Genomic DNA, 13,046 nt, shown 5'->3' with positions numbered 1-13,046 from the left:
GGTGTCACTTTTTTTTGTTTTTTCAACCATTCGACTTGGAGGTCAACAGCACGTGACGAAATATGTATTCGTAACCGGCGGCGTCGTCTCGTCGCTCGGCAAAGGGATTACGGCGGCATCGCTTGGCCGGCTGCTGAAGAACCGGGGACTGAAGGTTACGATCCAGAAATTCGATCCTTACATCAACGTCGACCCCGGCACCATGAGCCCCTATCAGCACGGGGAAGTGTTCGTGACCGACGACGGCGCGGAGACCGACCTCGATCTCGGCCATTATGAGCGATTCATCGACATCAACCTCACGAAGAACAGCAACGTGACCACGGGCAAAATCTACTCTACCGTCATCTCGAAAGAACGGCGCGGCGAATATCTGGGCGGCACCGTTCAGGTCATTCCGCATATTACGAACGAGATCAAGGAACGCGTCTTCCGCGCGGGCCGCGAAGCGGGTTCGGACGTCGTCATCACGGAAATCGGCGGCACGGTCGGCGACATCGAGAGCCTGCCTTTCCTGGAGGCGATCCGCCAGATCAAAAGCGACATCGGCCGCGACAACGTCATGTACATCCACGTCACGCTCATTCCGTACATCAAGGCAGCCGGTGAAGTGAAGACGAAGCCGACGCAGCACAGCGTGAAAGAACTGCGGAGCATCGGCATCCAGCCGAACGTCATCGTCTGCCGCACGGAATATCCGATGGGCGAGGATCTGAAGCGCAAGATCGCGCAGTTCTGCGATGTCGACCAGGGTGCGGTCATCGAATGCCGCGACGCGTCGAATCTGTATGAAATTCCGCTCAACCTGCGGAAGGAAGGGCTGGACGACATCGTCGTCAACCATCTGAAACTGGATGCGCCGGAACCCGACATGACCGAATGGGAGAACCTGGTGCGCCGCGTGAACGCGATCACCGGGTCGGTGGAAATCGCGATCGTGGGGAAATATGTGGCGCTGCACGACGCCTACCTCAGCATTGTGGAGGCGCTGGGCCACGCCGGCATCGACGCGGAGCGCGAAGTGAAGATCCGCTGGGTGAACGCCGAGGACGTCACGCCGGAGAACGTGGATCAGCTGCTGGCCGGCGTGCACGGCGTGCTCGTGCCGGGCGGATTCGGCGACCGCGGCATCGAAGGGAAGATCACCGCGATCCGCTGGGCGCGGGAGAAGCGCGTGCCGTTCTTCGGCATCTGCCTGGGGATGCAGGTGGCCGTCGTCGAGTATGCGCGCCACGTCGTCGGCATGACGGGCGCGAACAGCTCGGAGATCGATCCGTCCACGCCGTATCCGGTCATCGACCTGCTGCCCGACCAGAAGGATATCGAAGATCTCGGCGGCACGATGCGCCTCGGCCTGTATCCGTGCAAGATCGCGCCGGGCACGCTGGCCGCGCAGGCGTACGGTCAGGAACTGATCTACGAACGCCACCGCCACCGCTACGAATTCAACAACGAATACCGCGAGCGGATCGAAGCGGCGGGCCTGCGCGTATCGGGCACGTCCCCGGACGGCCGGCTGGTCGAAATGATCGAACTGCCCGACCATCCGTGGTTCCTGGCCGTCCAGTTCCATCCGGAGTTCACGTCAAGGCCGAACCGGCCGCAGCCGCTGTTCCGCGAGTTCGTGGGTGCGGCGATCCGGCACGCGGAATAATGTAACGGAGGAAATACTTTTTTCCAGTTGATGAAGGATATTGACGAAGCGGCGTCGAATACCTCCCCTGCTGGGCGTGTTGTCTCTCAGCCCGGGTGAAGCCTGGCCGGCCGAATGCAGGCTGAGCCGCGGCATTCGCTCACGAGGAGGGATCGTGCGTTGGATGACAAGAAAGTGCTGATCGTGGATGACCAGAACGGCATCCGCATGTTGCTGATGGAAGTGTTCAGCGGCGAAGGATACCGGACATTCCAGGCTTCCAACGGCAAACTGGCGCTTGAGATCGTCAAGAATGAATCGCCTGATCTTGTGCTGCTCGACATGAAGATCCCGGGAATGGACGGGCTCGAGATATTGAAGCGGGTGAAAGAGATCAACCGCGACATCAAGGTCATCATGATGACGGCATACGGCGAACTGGACATGATCAAAGAGGCGACCGAGCTCGGCGCGCTGATGCACTTCACGAAGCCTTTCGACATCGACGAGATGCGGATGGTCGTGAATATGCAGCTGCGGGGCAGCGAAACGCGCAGCAGGTAGGCGAGCGGATCCGGAGACGGATCCTTTTTTTTCTGGCGAGAGAACGCCGGACGAATTACCACAGCGGGAAGCATTGTGGTATAATGTCTCAGTATGACAAGTCTGCACGGCTTGAACCATATCGCGCAACCAATTTAGGAGGAACGAACATGCCACTTGTGTCCATGAACGAATTTCTGCCGAAGGCGAAAGCGAACAAGTTCGCCGTCGGGCAATTCAACATGAACAACCTGGAATTCGCGCAGGCGATCGTCGAGGCGGCGATCCGCGAGAAGTCGCCGTTCATCTATGGCGTCAGCGAAGGCGCCCTGAAATATATGGGCATCGAATTCACCGTCGCCATCGCGGAAGCCGCCGCGAAGAAATCCGGGCTGCCGATCGCGCTGCATCTTGATCACGGCAGCAGCTTCGAAGTGGCAATGCAATGCATCCGCGCCGGCTTCTCGTCGGTCATGTTCGACGGTTCCCACTATCCGCTCGAAGAGAACATCCGCCTGACGAAGGAAATCGTGAAAGCCGCCCATGCGATGGGCGTATCCGTCGAAGGGGAGCTCGGCACGATCGGCGGTGTCGAAGACGACATCAGCGTCGATGAAGCCGACGCTGCGCTGGCGAAGCCGGAAGAAGCGATCCGCTTCTGGGAGGAGACGGGCGTCGACGCGCTCGCGATCGCGGTCGGCACGGCGCACGGCATGTACAAGGGCGAGCCGAAGATCCGCTTCGACATCATTCGCGAAGTGGCGGCGAAAGTTCCGGTTCCGATCGTCCTGCACGGCGGATCGGGCGTTCCGGACGACGCGATCCGTGAAGCGATCCAATGCGGCGTAGGCAAAATCAACGTCAACACGGAGAACCAGATCGCCTGCACGGACAAGATCCGCGAAGTGCTCGGCAAGGACAGCAAGGTCTACGATCCGCGGAAATACCTCGGTCCCGCGCGCGAAGCGATGATCGAAGTCGTGGCCGAGAAGATCCGGTTGTTCGGCAGCAGCAACCAAGCGTAATCTGTTTTGATACATGCAGGAACCGCCGCGCATGGCCGGCGGTTCCTGCGCATCCGTCCGCATGACGGTCAACCAGCGCCATCGGGAGGATATGGGGAGACATGGAGAAACTGATGGTCCGCGGCGGCCGCCCGCTGCGCGGAACGGTCACGATCAGCGGCGCGAAGAACAGCGCCGTCGCGCTGCTGCCGGCTTCGATACTGGCCGACGGCGAAGTCAGACTGGACAATCTGCCGCGGCTCAGCGACGTGGCCGTCTACACGGAGATTCTGGAAGAGCTCGGGGGCAAGGTGAAGCGGATCGGGGATTCGATGATCATCGATCCTTCCCGCATGCGTCCCGTACCGATGCCGAACGGCAAGGTGAAGCTGTTGCGCGCGTCCTATTATTTGATGGGCGCGATGCTCGGCCGGTTCGGCGAAGCCGTCATCGGCCTTCCCGGCGGCTGCAACTTCGAACCCCGTCCGATCGACCAGCACATCAAAGGCTTTGAAGCGCTCGGCGCCACCGTCACGAACGAACACGGCGCGATCCGCCTGAAGGCGAAGAAACTTCGCGGCGCGAAGATCTATCTCGACGTTGTCAGCGTGGGCGCGACGATCAACATCATGCTTGCGGCTTCCCGCGCGGATGGTCTTACGATTATCGAGAACGCGGCCAAGGAGCCGGAAATCATCGATGTCGCGACGCTGCTCAACGCAATGGGCGCCCGCATCAAAGGCGCGGGCACCGAGACGATCCGGATCGAAGGCGTGGACCGGCTGCACGGCTGCCGGCACTCCATCATTCCCGACCGGATTCAGGCGGCGACGTACATGATCGCGGCCGCCGCAACGCGCGGCGACGTTGTCGTGGACAATGTCATTCCGAAACATCTTGAAGCCGTGACGGCCAAGCTGCAGGAGATGGGCGTCCATGTCTATGAAATGGACGAATCGATCCGCGTCGTCGGCCAGCCGACCTACTCCGCCGTCGACGTCAAGGCGCTTGTCTATCCGGGGTTCGCGACGGACATGCAATCGCCGATGACGAGCCTGCTCACGCAGGCCGAAGGCGTCAGCATCCTGACGGATTACGTGTACAGCAACCGGTTCAAGCATGTGCCGGAACTGGTGCGCATGGGCGCCAAGATCCGCGTGGAAGGACGGTCGGCCATCATCGAAGGCAGCAGGCTGAACAGCGCAAGAGTCCGCGCGTCCGACCTCAGGGCCGGCGCGGCGCTCGTCGTGGCGGCGCTGACGGTGGAGGAAGGCGTTACGGAAATTGCAGGTGTCGAATATATTGATCGCGGGTATGATAATCTTGTGGACAATCTTCGCAGATTGGGAGCCGATGTGTGGCGCGAGCCCGAAATCGGCTGAGGCCTGAACCGCCGCAACGGACGGTGGTTCCTCGCATAAAGGTCAAAATTGAATCACAAGGGGTGAAACGATGACCGATTTGCAAATCTCTGATCTGGAAGAGATGAAGCTTACGGAATTATACAAGCTGGCCAAAGAACATCAGATTCCGAACTACGGCCAGATGCGGAAGAAAGAGCTGATCTTCGCGATCCTGCGTGCCCAGGCCGAACAGAGCGGCCTCATGTTCATGGAAGGCGTGCTCGACGTCCTGCCGGAAGGCTACGGTTTCCTGAGGCCCATCAACTACTTGCCGAGCAAGGATGACATCTACATATCGGCGTCGCAGATTCGGAAATTCGACCTGCGCACCGGTGACCTCGTATCCGGCAAATGCCGGGCGCCGAAGGAGAACGAACGGTTCTTCGGATTGCTGCAGGTGAATGCTGTCAACGGCGTGAGTCCGGAAGTTGCCGCTGAGCGGCTCCACTTCCCCGCCCTGACTCCCCTCTATCCGCAAAAGAAACTCGTTCTGGAGACTTCCCCCAATAACCTGTCGACTCGCATTATGGATATTCTCGCTCCGGTCGGACTCGGCCAGCGCGGGCTGATCGTCGCACCTCCGAAAGCGGGCAAAACGCTGCTGCTCAAGGAGATCGCCAACAGCATCTCGGCGAATCATCCGGAGATCGAGCTGTTCGTGCTGCTGATCGACGAGCGGCCGGAGGAAGTGACCGACATGCAACGGTCGGTGAAGGGCGAAGTCGTCGCGTCGACGTTCGACGAATTGCCGGAAAACCATATCAAGGTGGCGGAAATGGTGCTGGAGCGGGCGCTGCGTCTGGTCGAGCACAAGCGGGACGTCGTCATCCTGCTCGACAGCATCACGCGGCTCGCGCGCGCCTACAACCTCGTCGTGCCGCCGTCGGGCCGGACGCTCTCCGGCGGGATCGACCCGGCGTCGTTCCATCGGCCGAAGCGGTTCTTCGGGTCGGCGCGCAACATCGAGGAGGGCGGCAGCCTGACGATTCTGGCGACGGCGCTCATCGACACCGGCTCGCGGATGGATGACATCATTTACGAAGAGTTCAAGGGCACCGGCAACATGGAGCTCGTGCTGGACCGCAGACTGGCGGAACGCCGCATTTTCCCGGCGCTGGACATCCGCCGTTCCGGCACGCGCCGCGAGGAAATGCTGCTCACGAAGGAAGAACTGGAGTGCGCCTGGTCCATCCGCAAAATGATGAACGACACTCCCGAATTCGTCGAGCAGTTCCTGCGCAAAATGCGGGAGACGAAGTCGAACGCGGAGTTTATCGACGTCATGGCGAAGCTGGCGGCGGACGGCGGTATAGGCTCCGGCGGCACGGGCGCGAGGCGGAGTGTCCGCACGACGACCTGAGCGCCCATTGAACCGGTTCGGGCGGAAAAATGAAGGTGGGACTAACGCATGAATCTGGTGTATGCCGATGCCGGCGGCCGCGTCTATGACCATCCCGGATGGGGCGGGCTTGGCCGCAGCGCCGACATGATCATCGAACTGATGGAAGACGAACTGATCCCGTTGCCCGAAGGTGCGACGCTGGTCAGTCTGCCGTTCACGCGGCCGGTCGGCATCGATCCCGATACGGGCGAGATGCGGCCGCTGCCGGGCGATGTGCAGGCGATCGGCGCGCTGCTGCCGCAAGGGTACACGCGGCTGGCCATTCCCGCCTATGTCAAGACGGACCGCAGCCGGAAGCTGCCGCTTTTCGGCTATACGGCGGTCGTCTGGAAAGACGGCGGCTTCCACGTCGCCGCGCAGCGCACCGATGATCCGGAACCTTGGAATCCGCTGAACTGCGACCGCGGCGAGCTGGAGGCGGGCGTCGAATCGCTGCTTGCGCGGTATCCGGAGAACCGGGTGTACAAGCATCTGTCGCATTGCGCGCTCGGCTATGAATGCCTGACGGCGTCGAACACGTTCCTGAACCGCTGGGAAGGTGCTGTGCCGGTGTCCTACAGCTGCAACGCGGGCTGCTACGGCTGCATTTCCGAGCAGCCGGACGACAGCGGCTTCCCCGCGCCGCAGACGCGGATGAACTTCCGGCCGACGGTGGACGAGCTGGTCGAGATCATGCTCGAGCATCTGAAGACGCCGGATGCGATCATCAGCTTCGGTCAGGGCTGCGAGGGCGAACCGTCGACGCAGGCGAAGCTGATCATCGACGCGATCCGCCGGGTGCGGGAGAAGACGGATCTCGGGTATATCAATATCAATACGAACGCCGGCCTGACCGATCACATCCGGGCGATCGTCGACGCCGGGCTCGATCTGATGCGCGTCAGCACGATCAGCGCCATCGACGAGCATTACAACGCCTATTACCGTCCGCGCGGCTACTCGCTGGCGAATGTCGAGAAGTCACTCAGATACGCCTCGGATCACGGCGTTTATACCTCGATCAACTACCTGGTCTTTCCCGGCGTGACGGACCGCGAGGAAGAGATCGAGGCGATGATCGGACTCGCGAAACGGACGGGGCTGAAGCTCATCCAATTCCGCAATCTGAACATCGATCCGGATAGCTATCTGGAGCTCATCCCGCCCGCGCGGGGCGAGATCTACGGGATGAAGCAGATGATCGAGATTTTCCGGGCGGAGCTGCCGGACGTGCGCATCGGCAACTATACGCATGTACCGCCGCCCGAATTGCGGCGCCGGAAAGCGTCGCCCGCCGGCCGGGATTGACGTGCCGGAAAGACCGTTGCGCGAGTTTGGCTATCCGTGCTATAATCCTCTCATGTGTCATTTAACTCTGGGCCTGCTGTCTAAGGGCTCAGGGCGTGAAAGAGGTGAACGAGATGAAACCGGACATTCATCCGACGTATCACGTCACGACAGTTACTTGCGCGTGCGGCAATACGTTCGAGACGGGTTCGGTGAAGGCGGACCTCCGTGTCGAAATCTGCTCGAATTGCCATCCTTTCTTCACGGGCAGACAGAAGTTCGTCGATACCGGTGGCCGCGTTGACCGTTTCAAGAAGAAATACGGCATCTGATCGGATGCATACTCGAACCTCCCCCAGCCATCCTAATGGCGAAGGGAGGTTTCTTCATGATGTTCATCAGACTGCGTCTGCGGAAACGGCGGCTTCGCTTCCTGCTGCCCGGCATCCTGCTGGCCGCGGCGCTCGCCGCAACCGGATGCGGGAACGCGGACCGCGATGCGGATGATCCGACCGATTATTACGGCAACGACGGCTATATGGGCACCAGCAATACCAATCCGAATCTCCCGCTGACCGGCACGGCCTGGAGCTACCGGCGCGACAACGCATTCGCGGCGGAGCTGCTGCGCGGACTGGACGGCATCCGGGATATCCGGATCACGCGGACGGGCGGATCTCATATGCACGTTCATCTCGAGATCGACAAGAAGCTGAACCGGGAGGAGGCGGCGCAGCTTGCCGCGCGGGCGGAAGCGGTGCTGAAGGAGAATTTTCCCCGTTACCGGGTGACGGTCGATGCGGACCAGAAGTGATGCCTTCGGCTTCGGGCTTCGATCACAACAACTTCACAGCATTGACAGTCATGCCCGGTTGCGATCCGAATCCGGATCGGCTATACTTATCTTTACCGTGCTAGACGGGGAGGTAGCGGTGCCCTGTAACTCGCAATCCGCTGCAGCGAGGTTGAATTCCTGCCCGAGGTCTTGCGCTGCAAGGCTGGCGCCCGCAAGCCGTGTTGACGGCCGGGTCCTCCGCAATGAGCCCCTGTGAACCTGGTCAGGTCCGGAAGGAAGCAGCCATAAGCAGGTTTGTTCATGTGCCGGGGGAGTGCCTGGCCCGAGCGGGGATCGGGAATGCCGCTTGGAACGCAATGATCGGAGGCAGGTGCACGGACCTTAACCTACATATCGCACGTTCGGCCGTCCCGGCTTGCCCGGGACGGCTTTTGTGATGACCGGAAAGCAGCAACGTCGTTTCTCTTGTTGTCCGGTTGGTGTATAATAGAGCATCATGCGGCCTCACGGCCGGACGATGGAAAGGAACGGTCCGCGTGTCCCATATCGCCTTGTACCGCGCCTGGCGTCCGCAGACGTTCCAGGACATGGTCGGCCAGCATCATGTCATTCAAACGCTTCAGAACGCGATCCGGGAGAACCGGATCGCGCATGCGTATCTGTTCAATGGTCCGCGCGGAACGGGCAAGACAAGCGCAGCCAAGATCATGGCCAAAGCCGTCAACTGCGAGCACGGACCGACGCCGGACCCGTGCAACGCCTGCGCGGCCTGCGAAGGCATCGCCGCCGGCACGGTGCTTGACGTGATCGAGATCGACGCGGCTTCCAACCGCGGGATTGACGAAATCCGCGACATCCGGGACAAGGTGCGTTACGCACCGACGGAAGTCCGGTACAAAGTGTACATCATCGACGAAGTGCACATGCTCACCTCCGAAGCGTTCAACGCTCTGCTCAAAACGCTGGAGGAACCGCCCGGGCACGTGATTTTCATCCTGGCAACGACCGAACCGCACAAGCTTCCCGCAACGATCGTCTCCCGCTGCCAACGGTTCGACTTCCGGCCGGTGCCGCTCGAGGAGCAGGTCGGACGGCTGCGGCGGATCTGCGAGGAAGAAGGCATCGAGGCGGAAGACGACGCACTGGCGTACATCGCCCGCCTCTCCGAAGGCGGCATGCGCGATGCGATTGGCCTGCTGGAGCAGACGGCGGCTTTCACGGACGGGCGCATCACGCTGGACGGCGCGGTCGACGTGACGGGCGGGATCCCGGCGGAACGGTTCGAGGAACTGGCGGAAGCCGTTCGCGGCCGGGACGCCGCGGCGGTCATGCGCGTTACGGAAGCGCTGACAGCGGCGGGCAAGAGCGCCGACAAGTGCATGGAGGACCTGATCGTCTTCTTCCGCGACCTGCTGCTCCTGAAGCTGGCGCCTGACCGAACCGCCGCCACCGAGCGGATCGTCGACGTCGAACGCTTCCGGAACGCGGGCGAAGGGTTTACCGCCGAGCGCCTGTTCCGGATGATCGACATTCTGAACCGATACCAGAACGAGATGCGTTTCGCCGCGCAGCCGCAGACGATGTTCGAGGTGGCGCTGCTCAAGATTTGCACGCTGCCCGACGACGATGCTTCGGACGGCGCGTCCGGCGGTTCGGGGTCTGCCGAAACGGCCCGCGCGCCGGTCGCGCGCGAGTCCGCGGATGCGGCGGAGCTGCACCAGCTTCGCAGGCGCGTCGAAATGCTCGAGCAGCGCATCGAGCAACTGCTTCGCTCCGGCGGCGGAGACCAACCGCGGCCGGCCGTCCCTTCGGGCGACGGCCGGCAGGGCGCGTCCGGCGGGCGCCCCGCCGGCTCCTTCGGCGCGCAGCGGAACGCGGCGCCCGCCATCGGCCGGGTGAAGCTGGAGCCGTACATCGCGGCGCGGGATTCGGAAGAGACGCGGAAGGTGAAGGCCCGCTGGCCGGAAGTGCTGCAGCGCGTCAAGGATGTCCGCATCTCGGTCCATGCCTGGCTGATCGACGGCGAACCGGTGTCCGCGACGGGCGGTCAGGTGCTGATCGCGTTCAAGAACACGATGCACCGCCAGACGACGGAGAAGCCCGCCAACCGGGAAATCATCGAAGGCGTCATGGGAGAAGTGTTCGGCGCGCCGATGCGGTTTCAGACGGTCTTGTTGAAGGAATGGCAGGCCGCGGCGGAAGGCGAAGGCGAACGCCCGCAGCCCGAGGCGCTGGAGCTTCAACCCGAGGAGGAGCAGGGTGAGCAGGCCGGCCGGCCGCCCTGGGTCGAAGAAGCGGTGAAGCTGTTCGGCGAAGAATTCGTCGTCGTCGTGGACGATGACAAGACATGATTTTGAATAAGGAGAGTTGGCGAGTATGAACAACATGCAGCAGATGATGCGGCAAGTGAAGAAAATGCAGGAGCAGATGCTCAAAGCCCAGGAGGAGCTCGAGAAGAAGGAAGTCGAAGGCACCGCCGGCGGCGGCGTCGTGACAGTGCGGGCGAATGGTCACAAGAAAATTCTCGGCATCACGATCAAGCCGGAAGCCGTCGACCCGGACGACGTCGAAATGCTCCAGGACCTCGTCCTCGCGGCCGTGAACGACGCGCTGAACAAAGCGGAAGAGATGGCGAACCGGGATATGAGCAAGTTCACGGGCGGCCTGAAGATCCCGGGTCTGTTCTGAGGAGGAGCGGCCTCTCTTGTACTATCCGGAACCGATCGCGAAGCTGATCGATTCGTTCTCCCGGCTGCCGGGCATCGGTCCGAAGACCGCCGCCCGCCTTGCCTTTCATGTGCTGCGCATGAGCGAGGATGACGTCGTCTCATTCGCCAAGGCGCTGGTCAGCGTCAAACGCAACCTGCATTACTGCTCCATCTGCTGCAACATCACCGACGTGGATCCTTGTCGCATCTGCCAGGACAAGACGCGCGATCCGTCCGTCATCTGCGTCGTCCAGGAGCCGAAGGATCTCGTCGCCATGGAGCGGACGAAGGAGTACGACGGTCAATACCATGTGCTGCAGGGAGCCATTTCGCCGATGGACGGCATCGGCCCGGACGAGATCCGCATTGCCGAACTGCTGAAGCGGCTGACCGACGATCGGGTGAAAGAAATGATTCTGGCGACCAATCCGAACATCGAAGGCGAAGCGACGGCGATGTACCTGTCCCGCCTGGTCAAACCGTTCGGCATCAAGGTGACGCGCATCGCGCACGGGCTGCCGGTCGGCGGAGACCTGGAGTATGCGGACGAAGTCACCCTGTCCAAGGCGCTAGAAGGACGAAGAGAGTTGTGAGACGCAAAACCGTGCCGGTCAAGACGGCGCGGTTTTTTGTCGTGTGCGGGCCGCTCTCCGGTTCTAAGTTTGTCCCGCCTGTTATAGGTATGGTAGCAGCGGATCGTTTTTTTTTGCGGAACGATGCGGAATACGGGAGGGGCAAGCCATGGACTGGAGACGATTGCCGGACTTGCGGCGGAAAATAAGCTCGATACGCGAGGCGGTCATCAGACGGAGGGGAGGCGGTGAATCGGAGGAGGTGCGCGCGCAGCCCAAACCGCAGGCCGCGCAGACCGAAGCGGACAGGCAGTCGATGTCGCAGACGGCGCAGGCGCTGATCCGCGACATTCGCGAAGCGCACCGGGATTGGATCAATGCGCACCGGCATTTCGAGTACGCGTCGGGATTCGACCAGATCGACTATGCGATCTATGCGATCGAAGCGGCGGAGAAGCGGTACGAATTGCTGCTCAGACAGGCGAAAAACTTGAATGTCCACTGGCGCGTCGAATGGGAAAAAGGAGCGGGTGCGGGATGAAGACGGTGTTTGCCGTCATGCTGGCCGTTTCTTCGGCGGCGCTGCTGTATATTCTGGTGCGGAGACGCATGACCCGGGCGTGGCTCACGCGATTCTTCCTGCATATGGCGGCTGCGGCGGCGGTCATCTACGGGCTGAATGAATTCGGCTGGATCTCGGGCGTTCACATTCCGCTCAATCCGGTGACGGCGGCGGTGATCGTAACGCTCGGGGTGCCGGGCATTGCGCTGATCGCCGGGCTGCAAGCCGTGCTGATCTGAGAAAATCGGGGATTTGGTCATGAAGAATTGATATTTTGTTTCTTTACCGGGTACAAGCTATTGACTTTGATCGATAGGGTATGATACATTATCAATCGCGCCTGACGGAGCGTACCGATTGGCCGACGGACGGCGAAACGGAAGTCGAAAATTGGTACTTGCAATGAGGCAGGAAGATGTGATATATTATAAAAGTCGCCGCTGAAACAGCGGACGACGAAGATGGTTCCTTGAAAACTGAACAACGAGCTTGAGTTGCCCGTCTCCTTTGGAGACGAAGCAAAGCGCGAACGTACGAACGAGTCAATCGACTCTTGCCTTTAATGGAGAGTTTGATCCTGGCTCAGGACGAACGCTGGCGGCGTGCCTAATACATGCAAGTCGAGCGGAGTTTTCGCGGACGGAAGCCTTCGGGTGGATGTTGCGAAAACTTAGCGGCGGACGGGTGAGTAACACGTGGGCAACCTGCCCGAAAGACCGGGATAACATCCGGAAACGGATGCTAATACCGGATAAGCGGACCTTTCGCATGAAGGGTTCGGGAAAGACGGGGCAACCTGTCACTTTCGGATGGGCCCGCGGCGCATTAGCTGGTTGGCGGGGTAACGGCCCACCAAGGCGACGATGCGTAGCCGACCTGAGAGGGTGAACGGCCACACTGGGACTGAGACACGGCCCAGACTCCTACGGGAGGCAGCAGTAGGGAATCTTCCGCAATGGACGAAAGTCTGACGGAGCAACGCCGCGTGAGTGAGGAAGGTCTTCGGATCGTAAAGCTCTGTTGCCAGGGAAGAATCCCCTGGGGAGTCACTGCCCCGGGGTTGACGGTACCTGAGAAGAAAGCCCCGGCTAACTACGTGCCAGCAGCCGCGGTAATACGTAGGGGGCGAGCGTTGTCCGGAATTATTGGGCGTAAAG

General features: G+C 61.1%; 13 protein-coding genes, 1 rRNA gene and 1 other RNA gene. All 15 read left to right on the top strand.

The window, feature by feature from the left end:
• Positions 1 to 52 precede the first annotated feature (52 nt).
• On the top strand, positions 53 to 1,654 hold the full coding sequence (locus C6W55_RS11105) for a CTP synthase (protein WP_015256295.1): 1,602 nt from the start codon (positions 53 to 55) through the stop codon (positions 1,652 to 1,654).
• Between the two features lie 159 nt (positions 1,655 to 1,813).
• The gene (locus tag C6W55_RS11100) at positions 1,814 to 2,197 is read left to right on the top strand and encodes a response regulator (protein WP_015256294.1); all 384 of its coding nucleotides are present in this window, start codon (positions 1,814 to 1,816) and stop codon (positions 2,195 to 2,197) included.
• Positions 2,198 to 2,346: 149 nt separating this feature from the next.
• Positions 2,347 to 3,201 carry a class II fructose-1,6-bisphosphate aldolase gene (gene fba / locus C6W55_RS11095; RefSeq protein WP_015256293.1) on the top strand — a complete coding sequence of 285 codons (855 nt, stop codon included), beginning with the start codon at positions 2,347 to 2,349 and terminating at the stop codon, positions 3,199 to 3,201.
• 101 nt (positions 3,202 to 3,302) lie between these two features.
• Positions 3,303 to 4,562, top strand: a complete 1,260-nt coding sequence (locus C6W55_RS11090; protein WP_015256292.1) for a UDP-N-acetylglucosamine 1-carboxyvinyltransferase — start codon at positions 3,303 to 3,305, stop codon at positions 4,560 to 4,562.
• Positions 4,563 to 4,632: 70 nt separating this feature from the next.
• Positions 4,633 to 5,943, top strand: a complete 1,311-nt coding sequence (gene rho / locus C6W55_RS11085) for a transcription termination factor Rho (RefSeq protein WP_015256291.1) — start codon at positions 4,633 to 4,635, stop codon at positions 5,941 to 5,943.
• A gap of 48 nt (positions 5,944 to 5,991) precedes the next feature.
• A complete protein-coding gene (locus tag C6W55_RS11080) occupies positions 5,992 to 7,272 on the top strand; it encodes a radical SAM protein (RefSeq protein ID WP_015256290.1) in 1,281 nt (426 codons plus the stop codon).
• Between the two features lie 113 nt (positions 7,273 to 7,385).
• Positions 7,386 to 7,583 carry a 50S ribosomal protein L31 gene (rpmE, locus tag C6W55_RS11075; RefSeq protein ID WP_015256289.1) on the top strand — a complete coding sequence of 66 codons (198 nt, stop codon included), beginning with the start codon at positions 7,386 to 7,388 and terminating at the stop codon, positions 7,581 to 7,583.
• Positions 7,584 to 7,639: 56 nt separating this feature from the next.
• Positions 7,640 to 8,065: a cation transporter dimerization domain-containing protein gene (locus tag C6W55_RS11070; protein WP_015256288.1), complete on the top strand. Its 426-nt coding sequence runs from the start codon at positions 7,640 to 7,642 to the stop codon at positions 8,063 to 8,065.
• Between the two features lie 95 nt (positions 8,066 to 8,160).
• An RNA gene (gene ffs, locus C6W55_RS11065) (signal recognition particle sRNA large type) lies at positions 8,161 to 8,425 on the top strand.
• A gap of 158 nt (positions 8,426 to 8,583) precedes the next feature.
• The gene (dnaX, locus tag C6W55_RS11060; protein ID WP_286892666.1) at positions 8,584 to 10,398 is read left to right on the top strand and encodes a DNA polymerase III subunit gamma/tau; all 1,815 of its coding nucleotides are present in this window, start codon (positions 8,584 to 8,586) and stop codon (positions 10,396 to 10,398) included.
• Positions 10,399 to 10,423: 25 nt separating this feature from the next.
• Positions 10,424 to 10,735: a YbaB/EbfC family nucleoid-associated protein gene (locus C6W55_RS11055; protein ID WP_015256286.1), complete on the top strand. Its 312-nt coding sequence runs from the start codon at positions 10,424 to 10,426 to the stop codon at positions 10,733 to 10,735.
• Positions 10,736 to 10,751: 16 nt separating this feature from the next.
• The gene (recR, locus tag C6W55_RS11050; RefSeq protein WP_015256285.1) at positions 10,752 to 11,348 is read left to right on the top strand and encodes a recombination mediator RecR; all 597 of its coding nucleotides are present in this window, start codon (positions 10,752 to 10,754) and stop codon (positions 11,346 to 11,348) included.
• Positions 11,349 to 11,496: 148 nt separating this feature from the next.
• A complete protein-coding gene (locus C6W55_RS11045) occupies positions 11,497 to 11,868 on the top strand; it encodes a DUF2508 family protein (RefSeq protein WP_015256284.1) in 372 nt (123 codons plus the stop codon).
• Positions 11,865 to 12,128, top strand: coding sequence for a pro-sigmaK processing inhibitor BofA family protein (locus C6W55_RS11040; protein ID WP_015256283.1), 264 nt, complete (start codon positions 11,865 to 11,867; stop codon positions 12,126 to 12,128). The genes C6W55_RS11045 and C6W55_RS11040 overlap by 4 nt, the downstream gene beginning before the upstream one ends.
• A 320-nt stretch (positions 12,129 to 12,448) precedes the next feature.
• Positions 12,449 to 13,046 (top strand): 16S ribosomal RNA (locus C6W55_RS11035); the annotation flags it as partial.

The organism is Thermobacillus sp., from assembly GCF_003390775.1.
Taxonomy (GTDB): domain Bacteria; phylum Bacillota; class Bacilli; order Paenibacillales; family Paenibacillaceae; genus Thermobacillus; species Thermobacillus xylanilyticus.
This window is presented reverse-complemented; position numbering and strand designations above follow the sequence as displayed.

Bases quoted from the DNA above. Each gene is read 5' to 3' on its own strand.
- fba (WP_015256293.1), top strand. From the start codon at position 2,347: ATGCCACTTGTGTCCATGAACGAATTTCTGCCGAAGGCGAAAGCGAAC.
- C6W55_RS11090 (WP_015256292.1), top strand. From the start codon at position 3,303: ATGGAGAAACTGATGGTCCGCGGCGGCCGCCCGCTGCGCGGAACGGTC.
- rho (WP_015256291.1), top strand. From the start codon at position 4,633: ATGACCGATTTGCAAATCTCTGATCTGGAAGAGATGAAGCTTACGGAA.
- C6W55_RS11080 (WP_015256290.1), top strand. From the start codon at position 5,992: ATGAATCTGGTGTATGCCGATGCCGGCGGCCGCGTCTATGACCATCCC.
- rpmE (WP_015256289.1), top strand. From the start codon at position 7,386: ATGAAACCGGACATTCATCCGACGTATCACGTCACGACAGTTACTTGC.
- C6W55_RS11070 (WP_015256288.1), top strand. From the start codon at position 7,640: ATGATGTTCATCAGACTGCGTCTGCGGAAACGGCGGCTTCGCTTCCTG.
- C6W55_RS11055 (WP_015256286.1), top strand. From the start codon at position 10,424: ATGAACAACATGCAGCAGATGATGCGGCAAGTGAAGAAAATGCAGGAG.
- C6W55_RS11045 (WP_015256284.1), top strand. From the start codon at position 11,497: ATGGACTGGAGACGATTGCCGGACTTGCGGCGGAAAATAAGCTCGATA.
- C6W55_RS11040 (WP_015256283.1), top strand. From the start codon at position 11,865: ATGAAGACGGTGTTTGCCGTCATGCTGGCCGTTTCTTCGGCGGCGCTG.